Origin of the sequence: Nocardiopsis sp. EMB25 (assembly GCF_026797795.1) — a bacterium.
GTDB lineage: Bacteria > Actinomycetota > Actinomycetes > Streptosporangiales > Streptosporangiaceae > Nocardiopsis > Nocardiopsis lucentensis.
This window is the reverse complement of the sequence record NZ_JAMTDN010000001.1, coordinates 1825443-1841521: the sequence shown is the minus strand read 5'-3', so window position 1 is coordinate 1841521 and position 16079 is coordinate 1825443. Positions and strand designations below refer to the sequence as shown.

The following is a 16079-nucleotide window of genomic DNA, read 5'->3' as shown; positions in this document are numbered from 1 at the left end:
CCCCCGTTGTCGTTTCAGCGTTCGTGGTCGCCGCGTACGACGCAGAATTCGTTGCCCTCGGGGTCGGTCAGGACGGTCCAGCCGGAGCCGTCGGGTTCGCGTCGGTCGTCGATGAGGGTGGCGCCCAGGCCCACGAGGCGGTCGGTCTCTTGTTCGCGGGTGTGGCCGGGGGCGGCGCTCAGGTCGAGGTGGAGCCGGTTCTTGACGGTCTTGGGTTCGGGGACGCGCAGGAAGAGCAGGGGCGGGCCCTGGGGGAGGCGGATGAGGGCCTCGGGGTCGCCGGGTCGGTCGTCGGGGTGGATGGGGTGGCCCAGGGCCTGGGACCAGAAAGTGGCCAGGCGGTGGGGGTCGGCGCAGTCGACGCTGATGGCGCTGAGCTCCAGTGGCATGTGGTGCTTTCCGTGGTCGTTCGTGTGCTCTGGGCCATTGTCGTGGGTGGTGGTGGGTTGGGCAAGGGTGTTTCGGGGTGGTTGGTGGGGTGGTTCGGATGGGTGCCATTGGTGGGGTCGGTGGTCCGGGGTGGGGGGTTTGGGGGATCCACTGGGCCGGTGTGGCTCTGTTTGTGGCCTGGTTTTAGTGGTTTGTGGCCTTTTTGTGATCGATGGGAGCGGTAGATTGCCCGGCATGGACAACGGGGAGGACCAGGTCGACCTGGAGCAGCGAGTGGTCATCTACACCGACGGGGCGTGCAGTGGCAACCCCGGCCCGGGCGGGTGGGGTGTGTGGCTGCGCTATGGCGCGCACGAGAAGGAGCTGTACGGGGGCGAGGAGAGTACGACGAACAACCGGATGGAGCTGATGGCGGCCATCCGGGCGTTGGAGAGCCTGACGCGGGAGGTTCCGGTGGTGGTGCACACCGACTCCTCCTACGTGCGTGACGGGATCACGTCGTGGTTGGCGAACTGGAAGCGGCGCGGGTGGCAGACGGCGGGTAGGAAGCCGGTGAAGAACGTCGACCTGTGGCAGCGGTTGGACGAGGTGGCCTCGCGCTATGACGTGGAGTGGCGGTGGGTGCGCGGCCACAGCGGGGATGAGGGCAACGAGCGCGCGGACGCGTTGGCGCGGCGTGGTCGGGATGAGGCCGCCGCGGCGGTGTAGGCGGATCTGATGTGGTGGCGGTGGCCTGGTGGGGTCACCGCCATCGGTGTGTCAGGGGGTTTCGTCCTTGAGGGCGTCGACGAGGAGTCGGCGGGCGCCGGAGCCGGTGGTGGACAGGACGTCTTCGGGGTTGGACAGGGTGCACGAGTTCAGGGACAGGCAGCCGCAGCCGATGCAGCTGGTGAGGTCGTCGCGTAGGCGGACGAGTTGGTTGATGCGGGTGTCGAGTTCGTCGCGCCACTGTTGGGACACGCGTTCCCAGTCCTTGGGGGTGGGGGTGCGGTTGTCGGGCAGGGAGTCCAGGGCTTGGCGGATGCGGGCCAGGGGGATGCCGACGCGTTGGGAGATGCGGATGAAGGAGACGCGGCGCAGGGTGTCGCGGCGGTAGCGGCGTTGGTTGCCGGTGGTGCGTCGGCTGTGGATGAGGCCTTGGCGCTCGTAGAAGTGCAGGGCGGAGACGGCGACTCCGGCGCGTTCGGCGACCTGTCCGACGGTGAGTTCCTTGGCGATCGGTGGCACGTGCCCATCCTAGGGCGTGTGGCGTGGGTGGGGGTTCAGTCGGTGGGGTCCTTGGAGGGCGTAGAGGCGGGCGTAGGCGCCGCCGCGGGCCAGGAGCTGGAGGTGGGTGCCGGTTTCGGTGACGCGGCCGTGGTGGAGGAGGAGAACGCGGTCGGCGGTGCGGGTGGGGTGGTTGGTGAGGTGGATGAGGGCGGTGGTGGGTGTGGGGGTTGGGGGTGTGGGGCCGGTGTGGATGAGGAGGGGGGCGTGGGTGGGGTGGAGTTGGGTGGTCAGGTGTGCGGGGGTGTGGGTGGTGATGTGGCCGTGGGCGGGGGTGGTGCGGCCGGTGAGCAGGTGGGTGAGGGCGGTGGTGGCGGTGGGGGACAGGCCGATGAGGGCGACGTGTTCGCCGGGGCGGATGGTGAGGTCGAGGTGGCTGATCAGGGGGGTGTGGTTGTGGGTGAGGGACACGTCGTGGAGCTCGATGAGGGGTGGTGGGGGTGGTGGGGTGGGGGCGGGGCTGGCGTGTAGCTTGCCGCGGTGGGAGAGCCTCACGGGTGTCCGTTCGTGTGGGTGGTCGTCTGGTGGGTGGGATCGTCGGGGGTGGGTGAGAGTTCTGTCGGTGTGCTCGTGTCCTTGGTCTCGGTGGGGTGTTGTGGCGGTGTGTGTTGAGGGTACGTGGGGTGGGTGGGGTTTGTGTGGCGGTGGTGTTGTGTTGGGGTTGTAGACCGCAGCTGATCCTTTTTGGGTGTTTTATCGGTTGTGGTGTGGTCGCTGTGGGCCAGGGGCGACTCTCTCACCGCTCCCCGATGGGACGGGACCGGTGCGCCCGAGGTGACCGGTCCGTCTGGCGCGTGGGCTCCTTCCCCATGATGGCGGTGGTGGCAGGAAGCGTGGGGTAGGCGACCTTGTGGTCGTCTGGGCCGGTGGTCAGGATGGGGCCATGCGACGTGAGGTGGTCATCGTCGTCTTCGACGGTGTGCAGAGTCTGGACGTGACGGGCCCGTTGGAGGTGTTCGCGGGTGCGGCGCGGGCGCCTGAGGTGGACTACCGGGTGCGTGTGGCGTCCCTGGATGGTGGCGTGGTCACGACCTCTTCGGGGCTGGGGTTGGTGCCGTCGGTGCCGTTGGCGCGGGTCGGGCGGGTCGACACGCTGGTCGTGCCCGGCGGTGAGGGCACCCGGCGGCTGGATCCGGTGCTGGTGGAGGCGGTCGGTCGGGTCTCGGCGCGGGCGCGGCGTACGGCGTCGGTGTGCACGGGGGCGTTCGTGTTGGCCGAGGCGGGGGTGTTGGACGGGTTGCGGGCCACCACCCACTGGGCGCATTGTGCGACGTTGGCTCGGCGTTATCCGCGGGTGGAGGTGGATCCGACGCCGATCTTCGTGCGGCAGGGGTCGGTGGTGACCTCGGCGGGGGTGAGCGCGGGGATCGATCTGGCGTTGGCGTTGGTGGAGGAGGACGTGGGGCGGCAGGTGGCGTTGGCGGTGGCGCGTCAGTTGGTGGTGTACCTGCGGCGGCCGGGTAATCAGGCGCAGTTCTCCACGCATCTGGCGGTGCAGACGGCGCAGCGTCCGGCGGTGCGGGAGTTGCAGCACTGGATCGTGTCGCATCCGGGTGCGGATCTGTCGGTGGAGGCGTTGGCGGCGCGGGCGGGGTTGTCGCCGCGTCAGTTCGCTCGGGTGTTCGCGCGTGAGGTGGGGGTGAGCCCGGGCCGGTTCGTGGGCCGTGTGCGGTTGGAGACGGCGTGCCGGTTGTTGGAGGAGAGCCAGGCCGGGGTGGTGTCGGTGGCGCGCAGGTGTGGTTATGGGTCCGATGAGGTGATGCGTCGGGCGTTCGTGCGGGCGTTGGGGTGTGCGCCCAGTGAGTACCGGGAGCGGTTTCGGGGCGCGGGTCGGTGAGGTGTGGGCTACCGGTCCTCGGGGAGGAGCACCGTTCCTGGTGTCGAGTGTTGGGTGGCCTTCGACAGTCCGGCGGGGCGTTTGCCCATGGCATGTGCCAGGTCCACTGTGCCTGCGGTGAACTCGGCGTCGTTGAAGGAGACCAGGCTGTTGTCGAACAGGGTCAGGTAGAAGGACACCTGCGCGCCGCAGAAGTGGGCTCTGAAGAACACCCGGCCCGCGGTGAACTTCGCGGCGTCGAAGGTCACCGGGCGGTCGGCGAACGGAGCCCAGGGTGAGCCGGATGGTCAGGACTGTGGCGGCCACGGCCGCGATGGCGGCCGACCAGGCGGGGATGATCAGCCACCACGGCCGGAAGGAGGGCCGGGGGGCGGGCTTCGTGGCGGATCACCACGACCGCCGTCACCAGGGTGGCCGCCAGGGTCGCTCCCAGGAGGACGCGGCCCGGGCGAGGGCGGTCGCGCTCCACTGGCGGGGGTGGGTCTGCTCGGGGTGGTGGGTGGTTGACGGCGGCGGTCACCACCCGCGCGGCCTGGTCGTCCCCGGGGGCGGTGCGTCTTGGGGTCCGTTCGTGTGTCGTGCCTGGGTAGGGGCGGGGTGCGACCGGGTTGCCGTGTGGAGAGGGTGGTCGTGGTGGAGCACGTGGCCGATGACGTGGAGTTCGTGGCGCGCCGGTATGAGGGGTTCGCCCGTCACTACGCGGCTGGGTCCTCGCCTTCCTATGCGCGCATCGCGTTGGGGGTGGCGCGGGATCAGCGGGTGTTGGGCCTGGTGATGGGGCTGCCCGCCGGGAACAAGCGTCAGCCCAACCTGCTGTTGGGCGCGGTGCGGTATCTGGGTGGCCCGGTGGGGGACTGGCCGGAGTTTCGGGACTGGTTGGTGGAGAACTGGGACCGGGTGGAGTCGGTGGTGTTGGAGCGTGCCACGCAGACCAACGAGGTGCGCCGGTGTGCGACGTTGCTGCCGGTGTTGGCGTCGTTGCCCGGGCCGTTGGCGTTGGTGGAGGTGGGGGCGTCGGCGGGGTTGTGTCTGTATCCGGACCGGTATCGGTATTCCTATGACGGGGGTGGGCTGATCGGTCCCGCGGACGGTGAGGTGGTGTTGGAGTGTGCCACCGAGGGGGCGGTGCCGGTGCCGGAGCGGGTGCCGGAGGTGGTGTGGCGGGCGGGGATCGATCTGAACCCGCTGGACCCGGGGGATGCGGGGGATGTGCGGTGGTTGGAGTCGTTGATCTGGCCGGGGCCGCGGGAGGCGGCGCGTCGGGAGCGGTTGCGTGCGGCGGCGCGGGTGGCGGCGGGGGATCCGGCGTGGATGGTGGCGGGTGATCTGGTGGAGTCCTTGCCGCGGGTGGTGGCGATGGCTCCGAGGGAGGCGACGGTGGTGGTGTTTCACAGCGCGGTGTTGGCGTATGTGTCGCCTGCCGATGTGGCGGCGTTCGCCGAGGTGGTGGGGGGTGTGCGGGGGCACTGGGTGTCGAACGAGGGGTGGCGGGTCTTCCCGGAGTGGGAGCGGGCGCGTCCTGAGGCGCCGACGCGGTTCACGTTGGCGTTGGATGGTCGGGTGGTGGCGCACACCGGCGAGCACGGTCAGTCGGTGGCCTGGGTGGGTTGAGTGTGGGGTGGTGTGGGCCCCGTACCGGGAGGGTGCGGGGCCCTGGTGTGTGTCAGGGGGTGGGGTGGGCGTCGAGTTCGGCGATGAGGGCGTCGCGGCGCTGGGGGGTGAGGAAGGCGGCGGTGAAGGAGTTGCGGGCCAGTTGGCGCAGGGCGCTCTCGTCCAGGCCCAGGTGTTGGCGCAGGCCCTCGTAGTTGTCGTGGACGTGGCCGCCGAAGTAGGCGGGGTCGTCGGAGTTGACGGTGACCAGCAGGCCGGCGTCCATGAGAGCGGGCAGTGGGTGGTCGGCCAGTGTGTTGACGGCGCGTAGGCGCACGTTGGAGAAGGGGCACACGGTCAGGGGGGTTTGGGTGGCGGCCAGGTGGGCGACCAGGTCGGGGTCTTGGAGGCAGCGGATGCCGTGGTCGAGGCGTTCGACCTTGAGCAGGTTGAGGGCCTGCCAGATGTAGGAGGCGGGGCCCTCCTCCCCGGCGTGGGCGACGCAGCGCAGGCCCATGGCGCGGGCGGCGTCGAAGACGTGGGTGAACTTCTCGGGTGGGTGGCCGACCTCGGCGGAGTCCAGCCCGACGGCGGTGATGTGGTCCAGGTGGGGGCGGGCGGCGTGGAGGGTGTTCAGGGCTTCGGTGGCGGGGCGGTCGCGAAGGAAGCACAGGATGAGGGCGGTGGTGATGCCGTGGCGCTGCTCGCTGGTGTCCAGGGCGGCGGTCAGGCCGTCGATGACGGTGTCGATGCTGACGCCGCGGGTGGTGTGGGCTTGGGGGTCGAAGAAGATCTCGGCGTGGCGGACGCCTTGGGCGGCGGCGCGGGTGAGGTAGGCCTCGGCCAGGTCGGTGAAGTCCTGTCGGGTGCGTAGGACGTCGGTGAGGGAGTAGTAGAGGTTGAGGAAGGACTGCAGGTCGGTGAAGGAGTAGGCGGCGCGCAGGTCGTCGATGGTGGGGTGGGCCAGGGTGATGCCGTTGCGTTCGGCCAGGGTGAAGGCGAGTTCGGGTTCCAGGGTGCCTTCGATGTGGACGTGGAGTTCGGCTTTGGGCAGGGGTGTGGGCACGGGGTCGGGTCTTTCGCGTGTTCGGGGTCGGTGGTGTGGCCATTGTGGCTGATGGGTGGGGGTGGTCGGTGCGTTGTGGGGGGTGTGGGGGGTCACCGTGGCCGGGGCCGGTTCAGGGGGTGGGGGTGGTGGGTGTGTGACGTGCGTGTTGGCGTATGGGGAACGGGTGCCCGCCGGTGCGGACACCCGTTCGGTGATGGGTGGGGCGGGTCAGCGGGCGAGGCGGTCGGTGGCGGCGCGGGCGGCTTGGAGCATGGTGGGTTCGCCCTCGGCTTGGCCGCGTCCGTGTCCGGCTCCGGAGAGGATGGTCAGTTCGGCGTCGGTCCAGCGCTGGGCGAGGCGGACGGGGATGTCGGTGGGGCCGCTGATGTCGAGGCGGCCGTGGATCATCGCGCCGGGGATGCCGTTCAGGGTGTGGGCGCGCTCGAGGAGTTGGCCGTCGGGGAGGAAGGCGGTGTTGCTCCAGTAGTGGGTGACCAGGCGGGCGAAGGTCATGCGGAAGTCGGGGTCGTCGTAGCGGGGGTTGGGGCGGGCTTCGGGGACGGTGGAGATGTGCACGTCCTCCCATCGGCACCAGGCGCGGGCGGCGTCGTCGCGTACGCGGGGATCGGGGTCGGTCAGGAGGTGGGCGTAGGCGGTGGCCAGGTCGTGGGGGTCGGCGTGGGGTCCGGCGGCGTGGCGGAAGCGGTCCCATTCTTCGGGGAAGATGCGGCCCATGTCGTGGGTGATCCAGTGGACCTCGGCGGCGGTGGTGGTGGTGACGCAGACCAGGACGATGCCGTGGACGCGGGTGGGGTGGGTTTGGGCGTAGGCCAGGGCGAGGGTGGAGCCCCAGGAGCCGCCGAGGATGAGCCAGGTGTCGATGCCCAGGTGGGTGCGCAGGGTTTCGATGTCGTTGATGAGGTGGTGGGTGGTGTTGGTGGTCAGGTCGGTGGTGGGGTCGTGGGCGGGTGGGGTGCTGTGGCCGGTGCCGCGTTGGTCCAGGAGGATGACGCGGTGGCGGGTGGTGTCGAAGAAGGCGGTCCAGCCGGGGTGGCAGCCGGAGCCGGGTCCGCCGTGCAGGACGAGGGCGGGGGTGCCGTGGGGGTTGCCGTGGGCCTGCCAGTAGAGGTGGTGGCCTTGTCCGACGTTGAGCATGCCCTCGGCGTGGGGTGGGGGTGTGGTCATGGTGACTCCTTGTGGTGGGGTGTGTGGAGTCTAGGGGTTTGGGTGGGTGGGGGCACGGGGGTTTGGGGGAGTCGGGGGCGGGTGGTGTGGGGGTGTTGGGATGCTGGGGTTTTGGACGGTTGTGCGGGGGAGTGTGTGGTGGAGGAGTCGACGCTGGTGGAGGACGAGTTCGTGGTGTTTTGGAGTGAGCGGCGGTTGTGCATGTTGGCCAGTCCGCGTCCGGACGGGAGTATCCATCAGGTGCCGGTGGGGGTGACGTTTGACGCGCGGCGGCGGGTGGCGCGGGTGATCTGTGATGGTGCGAGTTACAAGGCGCGGAATCTGGCGGCGCACGCGGGGGTGCGGGTGTCGGTGAGTCAGGTGGAGGGGCGCCGGTGGTCGACGTTGGAGGGTTCGGCGCGGGTGTCGCGGGATCCGGGGGTGGTGGCTGAGGCGGAGCGTCGGTATGCCGAGCGGTATCGGCGGCCGCGGGAGAACCCGAATCGGGTGGTGATCGAGATCGCGGTGGATCGGGTGTTGGGGAACGTGCGTCCGGTGTGGGGGTGAGGTGAGGGGGTGTCTCACCCCCTCTTTTTTTGTTGTGGTGGGTGGGGTTGGCGGGGTGTGTCGGTGCGGGGTGGGACGGGGATGCGTTCGAGGTCGGCGGCGAGCACGATGGGGCCGTCGAACTCTTGTGCGGCTTGGGCGAGGAAGTGGGGTTCGTCGGTGGCGTCGTAGCGTTCGGACAGGTGGGTCAGGACGAGGGTGCGCACCTGGGCCTGGGCGGCGATGCGGCCGGCCTGGCGGGCGGTGAGGTGTTGGTAGGAGCGGGCGAGTTCGGCTTGGCCGTCGAGGAAGGTGGCCTCGATGACGAGCATGTCGGCGCCGCGGGCGAGTTCGACGGCGTTGGCGCATTCGCCGGTGTCCATGACGAAGGCGAACACCTGTCCGGGGCGGGGTGTGGCGCAGTCGGCGAGGGTGACGGTGCGTCCGTCGTCGGTGGTGAGGGTGCCCTGGCGTTGGAGTTGGGAGATGCGGGGGCCGTGGATGCCGTGGGCGCGCAGGCGGTCGGGGAGCATGCGCCAGCCGTCGGGTTCGGCGATGCGGTAGCCGTGGCAGGGGATGGAGTGGTTCAGGGGCAGGGTGGTGATGTGGAGGTCTTTGTCCCCGGGGATGTGGGTGGTCTCGGGGGTGAGGGGTTGGCTGATGATGACGCTGGTGTCGTGGAAGACGGAGGCGTGGCGTAGGCGGCGCCAGTACTGTTCGCCGTCGGCGGGGTAGGCGACGCGGACGGGGTGGGGGACGCGGTCGCGGGCCAGGCGTTGGATGATGCCGGGCAGGCCGAGGCAGTGGTCGCCGTGGAAGTGGGTGATGAGCACGCGGGTGATGTCGGTGGCGGCGAGTTTGGCCAGGCGCATCTGGCGTTGGGTGCCTTCTCCGGGGTCGAGGAGGATGCCGTGGTTGTCCCAGCGCAGGAAGTAGCCGTTGTGGTTGCGGGTGCGGGTGGGGACGGCGCTGGAGGTGCCCAGGACCGCGAGTTCGCGTACGGACATGGGTTGGATCATGCCATCTGCGGGTGGTGGGGCAGGGGGTTTGTGGGGTGTGTGTGGTTCAGGCGGGGTCGATGGGGGTCAGGACGCGGCGCAGCAGGTCGGCGAGTTGGGTGCGTTCGTCGGGTGTGAGGGGGGCCAGGACGGCGGCTTCGCGGTCGAGTTGGGTGGGGTAGAGGCGGTCGATGAGGTCGCGGCCCTGGGGGGTGAGTTGGACCTGGACTTCGCGGCGGTCGCGTTGGAGGGGGGTGCGGGTGATGAGGCCGGCGGTTTCCAGGCGGATGAGGCGTTTGGTGGTGGCGGCGCCGGAGGAGAGGGTGGCGCGGGTGAGTTGGCGGGGGCGTAGACCCTGGGGGGAGCGGCGCAGGGCGGACAGGACCTCGAATTCGGGGCGGGTGAGGTCGCTGTCGGCGAGGTGGTCGTCGGTGATGGTGTTCATCAGCGAGGCCAGGCGACGGACGCGGCCGATGGTCTCCATGCTGGACAGGTCCAGGTCTGGGCGCTGGTGGGCCCAGGCGTCGCGGAAGCGGGCGACGGCGTCGCTCATGGTGTGCTGTTCCTGACGGCCGGTGGTAGGGATGCCCCGGGTGTGGGCGGCGGGTGACCACACTAATATAGTTCACTTGTGAATTACTTTGGTTCTGTTTGGTGGGCGCGCCTGTTGGGTCTGGGAGGTGCTCTGCGGCCGCGGCGCGTGATCGGCAACGTCGCGGTGACGGCGGTGCGCGCCGGCGTGTGTGTGGCCGTGCCCCTGGTGGTGTTGGTGGGGATCGATCGTGTCGACCTGGCCCCGTACGCGGCGCTGGGGTGTTTCACGGCTTTGTACGCGCGCGATGACACCTACGCTCGGCGGCGTCGGGTCCTGGCGCTGGTGGGGGCCACGTTGACGGTGTCGGTGCTGGTGGGGGCCCTGACCCGGGCGCTGGTCGGCGGGGCGTGGGTGTCGGTGCTGGTGGTGGCGGTGGTGGCCGCGGCGGTCAAGTTCGTCTCCGACGCCTGGGACTTCGGTCCGCCGGGCGGGTTGATGTTCGTGTTCGCGGCGGGGGTGAGCTCCTACACGCCGCAGAGCCTGGGCGCGATACCGGTGCAGGTCGCCGTGACCGCGGCGGCGGCCGCCCTGTGTTGGGTGGTGGCGTCGGTGGGGGTGCTGGTGCATCCGAGCGCGCCGGAGCGGTTGGTGGTGGCGCGTGCCCTGGTGGCGGTGGCCCATCAGCTGCGGGACCCGTGTCTGGGGCGGCGCCGGGCCGCCGAGGCGGCGGTGTGTCGGGCCTGGGGGGTGGTGGTGGCCGCGCCGCGTTGGCGTGTGGCGGTGCCCGAGTTGGAGGTGTTGACGGCGCGCGCGGACGCCGCGTTGGCGGGGTCGGGGGATCGGGTGGTCGATGCGCGCACGGCCGCGGAGTTCACCGAGTTGGCGCGGCGGTGTCGTCGTGCCCGGGTGCCCGAGGTGTTGGCGGGTGAGGAGGAGTGGGCGGTGTTGGCCGCCCAGGCCGAGCGGGTGCGTGGGGCCCGGTTGGGTGCGCTCGGGTGGGGTGGGCGGCTGGGGCGGGCCTGGCGGTGGCCCTCGGCCGCGCCGGTGTCGGCGGCGCGGGTGATGGTGGCCGCCTTGGCGGCGGGGGCGTTGGCGCCGGTGCTGGGGGTGGAGCACTGGTATTGGGCGGTGGTCTCGGCGGCGTCGGTGTTGCAGGCCACCAACGTGTCCTCGACCTGGCATCGGACGGTGCAGCGTGCCACGGGCACGGTCGCGGGGATCGTGGTGGCGGCGGCGGTGTTCGCGGTCGACCACACGGTGTGGAGCACGGTGGTGTTGATCGTGGCCTGTCAGATCGGCGCGGAGTTGGTGGTGATGACCAACTACGCGTACGCGATCGTGCTGGTGACACCGTTGACGTTGGCGTTGTCGAGTCTGACTCAGCCGGGGGCGACCACGGACGGGATGGTGTTGGAGCGGTTGTGGGCCACGGTGTTGGGGGCCGTGGTGGGCGCCGTGGTGTGTGTGGTGGTGCTCAATCGGCGGGGTCCGGCGCGGGTGGAGGCGGCGTTGGCGGTGTGTGAGCGTGCGTGTGCGCGGGTGGAGGCCGGTGGTGGTGTGGTGGCCCGGTACCGGTTGGCGGGGGCGTTGGTGGATGTGTGGCGGGTGCAGGAGGAGGCCGAGGGGGAGGTGTGGTCGCGTGGTGGTGAGGCCGGGCGGGTGTGGGGTGTGGAGTCTCGGGCGCGGGCGTTGGTGGACCGGGAGCGTGTGGTGGTTGCTGTGGCGGTGGGGTGATCAGCGCAGGGTGTGGGGGTCGATGCCCAGCAGGTCGGCCAGGGCGTGTTCGCCTTGGGGGGTGATGCGCAGGGCGCGTCCGGTTCCCAGGGGTTGGCACCAGCCGAAGGTGAGGGCGTGGTGGCACAGGGCGGCGCCGGCGGCTCCGGCCAGGTGGGGTCGGCGTTGGGTCCAGTCCAGGCAGGAGCGGGCCAGGGGGCGTCGGCTGGTGCGGGGCAGGTCGATGCCGTGGTCGGTGAACCAGGCCAGTCCGGTGTCGGTGAGGGCGAATCCGGTGTCTTGTCGCAGGAGGCCGTGGTGGGTGAGGGCGTCGGTGATGGCCACCCCCAGGTGGCCGGCGAGGTGGTCGTAGCAGGTGCGGGCTCGGGCCAGGGCGTGGTTGGCGCGGTGGGCGCGCAGGGTGGGTGCTGGTGGTGGGGTGGGGGTGGTGTGTGCGGCCAGGGTTTCGATCAGGTGTGCGGTGTCGCTGTCGGTGAGGCGGACGTAGCGGTGGCGGCCCTGGCGTTGCTGGGTGAGCAGGCCGCCCTCGATCAGGAGGGTGAGGTGTTCGCTGATGGTGGGGGCGGTGACGTTGGTGTGGTGGGCGAGTTCGGTGGCGGTCCAGGCGCGGTTGTCCAGGAGGGCGAGGCAGACGCGGGCGCGGGTGGGGTGGGCCAGCAGGTGGGCCAGGGCGGCGAGGTGGGTGGCGTGGTCGGTCATGGTTTCAGGGTGGGGTGGGCGCGCTTGGGTGGTGGCCGAAGTGTGTCCGGTTGTGGTGGTGGTTCAGCGGTGGCCGATGAGGATGGTGGCGTCGGTGTGGGGGTCGGTGATGACGTGGGGGGTGAGGCCGCCGTGGGTGAAGGCGGCGCTGGCTTGGGGGATCTGGTGGTGGTTGACCTCGATGAGGAGGTGGCCGGTGGGGGTGAGCCATGGGCGGGCGTGGGTGGCGACGCGGCGGGCGAGGTCGAGGCCGTCGGGGCCGCCGTCGAGGGCGTGGCGGGCCTCGTGGTCGCGGGCTTCGGGGGGTAGGAGGGGGATCTGGTCGGTGGGGACGTAGGGGACGTTGGCGACCAGGACGTCGATGTGTCCGTGGAGGTGGTGGGGGAGGGCGGTGAACAGGTCGCCGTGGTGGACGGTGTGGCCGGGCAGGTTGCGGCGGGCGCAGGCGACGCTGGCGGGGTCGATGTCGGCGGCGTGCAGGGTCAGGCCGGGGTGGGTGTGGGCCAGGTGGGCGCCCAGGGCGCCGGTGCCGCAGCACAGGTCGACGGCGGTGCCCTGGGGTGGCAGGAGGGTGGCGGCGTGGTGGGCCAGGTGTTCGGTGCGGGGGCGGGGGACGAACACTCCGGGGTCGACGGCGATGCGTAGGCCGCAAAAGCGTGCCCAGCCCAGGACGTGTTCGAGGGGGGTGCCGGCGCAGCGTTGGTCGGTCATGGCCGCGAGCTGGTCGGGGGTGTGGGCGGTGGTGGCCAGCAGGAGGGCTTCGTCTTCGGCGAAGACGCAGCCGGCCTGGCGTAGGCGGTGGGTGAGCGGCGACAGGGTGTGGGGCGGGGCCACGGGTGCCTTTCGGGTCGTGGGTCGCCCGTGGTCAGGGGGTCGTGGTTGGTTCGATCCCTGGTGAGGGCGCCCGGCGGTTGGTCGCGAGGATCGCTTCTCACCTCCCCTGGTCGTCGTGTGTGGGTGTCACCGTACACGACATTGTGTTGTTTTGTCGGGTTTTGGGTGGTGGGGGTGTCTCCATCGGTCACCGTTGACGGTGCCGTACCCCACGACGGCCGCCGTGCGGGACCTGACGAAGACCCGATGGTCGTCGTTGGTGTGCGAAGTCGCCCGTCCAGGGCTGCTCAGAGAGCCGACCAGCCGACCCGCTGCGCGCACCCGCCCGTCCGGTGGCGGCCCTTTGCTACCGGGGCCGCCACCGGACCAGGTGTGTTTGGCGCGGATGCCTGAGGAGATCGCGCGCCGCGGTCACATCCCCGCTAGCCTGCGGCCATGACGGTGAAGGTGAACCCGGTGCTCGTGGGACGGCGCAGTGAGATGTCGGACTTGATCCGGCGCAGGACCTCGTTCCTGCTCAGGCCGAGACCTTGCGCGATGAGCCGCTCCGGGCGCACCGGCACCGGATCGTCGAAGACGACCTTCATCTGGACGGGCCACGCCTGCTCGAGCCGCGCCGGAGGGGCCTCCAGCCGCCATGCCCCCTTCCAGTCCAGGGTGAAGCGGTTGCGTCGGGCGAGCCGCGGATCCAGCAGCGTGGACGCCACCAGTTCCGGATCGCTGGTGTGGTAGCCGTCGAGCTCGAGCGGATCGAAGGATCTGACCGGTGCCCGCTCGTGCACGGTGAGCTTGCGCGTGCGATCGCAGGACACGCAGCGCACCAGCAGCCACACGTCCAGCAGTTTGCCGTTGGCGTTGACGCGGAACCGGCCCCGGCCGGTGGTGGCTGACTCCGACGGGCACTGCACGCACCGCAACGACAGCGATGGCAGCCTGGTCCGGCGCACGACCCAGGGCAGCACGGTATGAGGTTGTGAGGACATGATCTCTCTAGACCTGACACGAGGCCGATTGCGCGCGGCCTCAAACGCTGTGTGACCGGGGGCCCGTAGCCAGCCCGGCGGAGCCGACGGGAGGGTCGACCTGAAGGTGGGCGAAAGAAGGTGTCAGGTCTAAAGAGCAGGCGGGGTCACGCGGTGTGTCCTTCGTCCTCACGGTGATGGGGGCACAGGCAACCTACGGGAACGCCAAGGGACGGCTCAAACGGTTTTTCGGTGGTCGCCGCGGCCCGGTCCGGCAGGGCGGCGCCCCTCGCCGTCGCGAATGAGCGGTCAAGGGGCGCCAAGAGGCGGACACCAGCTACTCGATCACTGCCTTTGCCGGATCCGCCTAGGGGCCCTGTACCCGGTCGGGGACCGCGGAGGGCGTCGAGGGCACCACCCGGATTCATCCGTGGCAGATGCGGGACTCACTCAGACATGCAGGACGCGACGTCGAGTTTCACCGCCGTGTACTTGTCCGACAAGCCCCAGGCATCGAACAGCGTTCGTACCCGCTCCTGGAAGACGTCCAGGGACTGCTGTGTTTGGCCGTGCTCTGCGAACACGTCCTGGGCGACGACCAGGAGCTGTCCCACCTTCGTCGCGTCGAGGTCGATGTCGTTGTCGTCCAGTGCCTGCGCCGTGCACCGTAGCAGTGTCTCTTCCCAGGTTTGGGCCGAGGCGGCGGTGGGTGCTCCCCAAAGGAGCGCTCCTGCCATCGCTGGGACGATCGCGAGCGAGAAAAGTCGACGTCCGGATGCCATGTGAGGCCTCCTTCTCTGTCTGACCTTGGTGTATACGTTCTTCACTGCCCGCTTCCCAGCGAGCCTGAACGCGAGAGTCGACACGGATCCGTGCACTCCCCCCGCCGCCCAGCCACCCACGCGCGCACCGTGCGCGCTGTGGTCACCCGAAAAGGACCTCGGGCCTCGTGTGCGGGGTCGTTCACGCCGACGACCAGCAGCCGCCTGGTCTCAGTCGATCCATACGGTGATCACGGTCATCGCGTGCCGCGGGGCGACGGCGGTGCCTCGAGGACGAACCAGAGGAAGCCGAGCTGGGTCCGTCCACTCTCCCCACCGGCCCCGCGGTCGAAACGGTGAGGAGAAAGAGCAGGTCCGGCTCTGTCGGAGGGGCGTACTACCGTGCCCCGTCCAAGAGTCCACTCCCACTGACAGGTCCATCGTCACGAAGGTCGCCCTGATGGTTGCGAGCGAACACCGGCCTCCACGGCTTTACTGGGCCTGGTTGGCCGGGACCGGGGTGAGCGCGCTCGGCACCCAGATGCTGGTGTTCGGGCTCGTGTGGCACGCGGCCCTGGTCGGCCCCGGCATGGCTGCGGCGGTGCTCTCGGCGCAGGTGGTGCCCCGTGTTCTGCTGACCCTGCACGGGGGTGCGCTGGGTGATCGTGTCGGGGCCCTGCCCGTCATGGTGGGCGCGAACACGATCCTGTGCGTTGTGGCGCTCACGGGCGTGCTGGTGATGTCTGCGGCCGACCCCGGTCCCCTCGTCATGGTCGTGATCGCCTTGGCGTTGGGCACGGTCGACGCGGTCGACGTTCCGGCGTCGGGGTCGGTGCCCAAACTGCTGGTGGCCTCCGCCGCCATGGGGCGTGCCACGGCGGCCCGACAGATCGTCCTCCAGGGCGCTGTGCTGTGCGGGCCGCCGTTGGCGGGCGCGGCGATCACCGTGCTCGGGTTGCCGGCGACCTACGGGGCCGGGGCCGCGGGCTACCTGGTGATGGTCATCGTGCTGTGCTTCGTGCGCTCTCGGACGCGGTCCGCGCCCCGCACCGGGGCGGATTCAAGCCTGAACCGGCAGGTCGCACAAGGGATGGCGGTCGTGTTCGGTACGCCGCTGCTGCGTGCGGTCGTCTTGCTCACCGGGGCCTTCGCCATGTTCGTCATCCCCTTCTGCCCGCTCCTGGTGCCGGTAGTCTCCGCCGCGCGGGGCTGGGACGCCTCAGCCACGGGGACGGCGGCGGGCGCTTTCGGTGCCGGTATGGCCTGTGTGACCGCGGTGGTGTTGTGGCGCGGTGCCGCCCCGCGTGCCGGGGCGGCCGCTGTCCTGGGGATGATCACCGCTGGTGTGGGGGTCGCGGCCACCGCGGCTGCTTCGGGACCGATGGTCTTTTGCCTGGTGTCCTTGATCGTGGGGCTGGGCACCGGTGTCTTCTCCACCCATGTCGGCCCTTTGTTCATGGTCGCCTGCCCTCGGGAGGCGATCGGGCGGGCCCAGGCGGTGGTGACCCTCGCCCAGTGGCTACCACTGTTGTGGGCCAACCCGTTGATCGGCCTGACAGCGCAGACCCACTCGGTGACCGTCCTCCTGGTGCTGTGGGGCGTCGGGGCGGGCGCGGCCGGGATGGCGGCCCTGGGCACGCGGCCCTTCCGTGTGGCGGTGCTGGCCCGCGAGACCCGACACCCCGAGCGCGAAGGGGAGATCGGCTGATCTTCCA

The 16079-nt window shown here is 70.5% G+C and carries 18 protein-coding genes; 6 read left to right on the top strand and 12 right to left on the bottom strand.

Annotated elements, in window-relative coordinates:
* Positions 1 to 14: 14 nt before the first annotated feature.
* Positions 15 to 389, bottom strand: coding sequence for a VOC family protein (locus tag KIK06_RS08055; protein WP_017598841.1), 375 nt, complete (start codon positions 387 to 389; stop codon positions 15 to 17).
* A 235-nt stretch (positions 390 to 624) separates the two neighbouring features.
* Between KIK06_RS08055 and rnhA the strand changes: the two genes are divergently transcribed.
* Positions 625 to 1098 (top strand): ribonuclease HI, encoded by a 474-nt coding sequence (rnhA, locus tag KIK06_RS08050; RefSeq protein ID WP_017598840.1) that lies wholly within the window; start codon positions 625 to 627, stop codon positions 1096 to 1098.
* Between the two features lie 51 nt (positions 1099 to 1149).
* Here rnhA and soxR read toward each other — a convergent pair whose 3' ends face one another.
* Both soxR and KIK06_RS08040 read right to left on the bottom strand, forming a co-directional pair.
* Positions 1150 to 1617: a redox-sensitive transcriptional activator SoxR gene (gene soxR, locus KIK06_RS08045; protein ID WP_017598839.1), complete on the bottom strand. Its 468-nt coding sequence runs from the start codon at positions 1615 to 1617 to the stop codon at positions 1150 to 1152.
* Positions 1618 to 1626: 9 nt separating this feature from the next.
* A complete protein-coding gene (locus tag KIK06_RS08040; protein WP_268642636.1) occupies positions 1627 to 2151 on the bottom strand; it encodes an ABC transporter ATP-binding protein in 525 nt (174 codons plus the stop codon).
* A gap of 388 nt (positions 2152 to 2539) precedes the next feature.
* Between KIK06_RS08040 and KIK06_RS08035 the strand changes: the two genes are divergently transcribed.
* Positions 2540 to 3493 carry a GlxA family transcriptional regulator gene (locus KIK06_RS08035; RefSeq protein WP_268642635.1) on the top strand — a complete coding sequence of 318 codons (954 nt, stop codon included), beginning with the start codon at positions 2540 to 2542 and terminating at the stop codon, positions 3491 to 3493.
* A gap of 8 nt (positions 3494 to 3501) precedes the next feature.
* Here the strand turns inward: KIK06_RS08035 and KIK06_RS08030 are convergent, their stop codons facing one another.
* Complete coding sequence (locus KIK06_RS08030) at positions 3502 to 3741, bottom strand: hypothetical protein (RefSeq protein WP_268642634.1); 240 nt, start codon at positions 3739 to 3741, stop codon at positions 3502 to 3504.
* A gap of 385 nt (positions 3742 to 4126) precedes the next feature.
* Between KIK06_RS08030 and KIK06_RS08025 the strand changes: the two genes are divergently transcribed.
* A complete protein-coding gene (locus KIK06_RS08025; protein WP_268645896.1) occupies positions 4127 to 5104 on the top strand; it encodes a DUF2332 domain-containing protein in 978 nt (325 codons plus the stop codon).
* Positions 5105 to 5156: 52 nt separating this feature from the next.
* Here the strand turns inward: KIK06_RS08025 and KIK06_RS08020 are convergent, their stop codons facing one another.
* Positions 5157 to 6149: an adenosine deaminase gene (locus tag KIK06_RS08020; protein ID WP_268642633.1), complete on the bottom strand. Its 993-nt coding sequence runs from the start codon at positions 6147 to 6149 to the stop codon at positions 5157 to 5159.
* A gap of 210 nt (positions 6150 to 6359) precedes the next feature.
* Positions 6360 to 7316 (bottom strand): prolyl aminopeptidase, encoded by a 957-nt coding sequence (gene pip / locus KIK06_RS08015; protein ID WP_268642632.1) that lies wholly within the window; start codon positions 7314 to 7316, stop codon positions 6360 to 6362.
* 138 nt (positions 7317 to 7454) lie between these two features.
* Between pip and KIK06_RS08010 the strand changes: the two genes are divergently transcribed.
* Positions 7455 to 7862, top strand: coding sequence for a TIGR03618 family F420-dependent PPOX class oxidoreductase (locus KIK06_RS08010; protein ID WP_017598832.1), 408 nt, complete (start codon positions 7455 to 7457; stop codon positions 7860 to 7862).
* A 14-nt stretch (positions 7863 to 7876) separates the two neighbouring features.
* Here the strand turns inward: KIK06_RS08010 and KIK06_RS08005 are convergent, their stop codons facing one another.
* Both KIK06_RS08005 and KIK06_RS08000 read right to left on the bottom strand, forming a co-directional pair.
* Complete coding sequence (locus tag KIK06_RS08005) at positions 7877 to 8848, bottom strand: ribonuclease Z (protein ID WP_268642630.1); 972 nt, start codon at positions 8846 to 8848, stop codon at positions 7877 to 7879.
* A gap of 58 nt (positions 8849 to 8906) precedes the next feature.
* Positions 8907 to 9392, bottom strand: a complete 486-nt coding sequence (locus KIK06_RS08000; protein WP_268642629.1) for a MarR family winged helix-turn-helix transcriptional regulator — start codon at positions 9390 to 9392, stop codon at positions 8907 to 8909.
* Between the two features lie 114 nt (positions 9393 to 9506).
* On the opposite strand from KIK06_RS08000, the gene KIK06_RS07995 reads away from it, so the two are divergent.
* Positions 9507 to 11108: an FUSC family protein gene (locus KIK06_RS07995; RefSeq protein WP_268642628.1), complete on the top strand. Its 1602-nt coding sequence runs from the start codon at positions 9507 to 9509 to the stop codon at positions 11106 to 11108.
* Here the strand turns inward: KIK06_RS07995 and KIK06_RS07990 are convergent, their stop codons facing one another.
* From KIK06_RS07990 to KIK06_RS07975, 4 genes are all read right to left on the bottom strand, one after another.
* Complete coding sequence (locus KIK06_RS07990) at positions 11109 to 11807, bottom strand: ArsR/SmtB family transcription factor (protein ID WP_268642627.1); 699 nt, start codon at positions 11805 to 11807, stop codon at positions 11109 to 11111.
* 63 nt (positions 11808 to 11870) lie between these two features.
* The gene (locus tag KIK06_RS07985; RefSeq protein WP_268642626.1) at positions 11871 to 12641 is read right to left on the bottom strand and encodes a putative protein N(5)-glutamine methyltransferase; all 771 of its coding nucleotides are present in this window, start codon (positions 12639 to 12641) and stop codon (positions 11871 to 11873) included.
* Between the two features lie 422 nt (positions 12642 to 13063).
* Positions 13064 to 13603 (bottom strand): DUF1062 domain-containing protein, encoded by a 540-nt coding sequence (locus KIK06_RS07980; protein WP_268642625.1) that lies wholly within the window; start codon positions 13601 to 13603, stop codon positions 13064 to 13066.
* Between the two features lie 446 nt (positions 13604 to 14049).
* The gene (locus tag KIK06_RS07975) at positions 14050 to 14340 is read right to left on the bottom strand and encodes a hypothetical protein (protein ID WP_152486540.1); all 291 of its coding nucleotides are present in this window, start codon (positions 14338 to 14340) and stop codon (positions 14050 to 14052) included.
* Positions 14341 to 14824: 484 nt separating this feature from the next.
* Between KIK06_RS07975 and KIK06_RS07970 the strand changes: the two genes are divergently transcribed.
* Complete coding sequence (locus KIK06_RS07970) at positions 14825 to 16072, top strand: MFS transporter (protein ID WP_268642624.1); 1248 nt, start codon at positions 14825 to 14827, stop codon at positions 16070 to 16072.
* Positions 16073 to 16079: the final 7 nt, after the last annotated feature.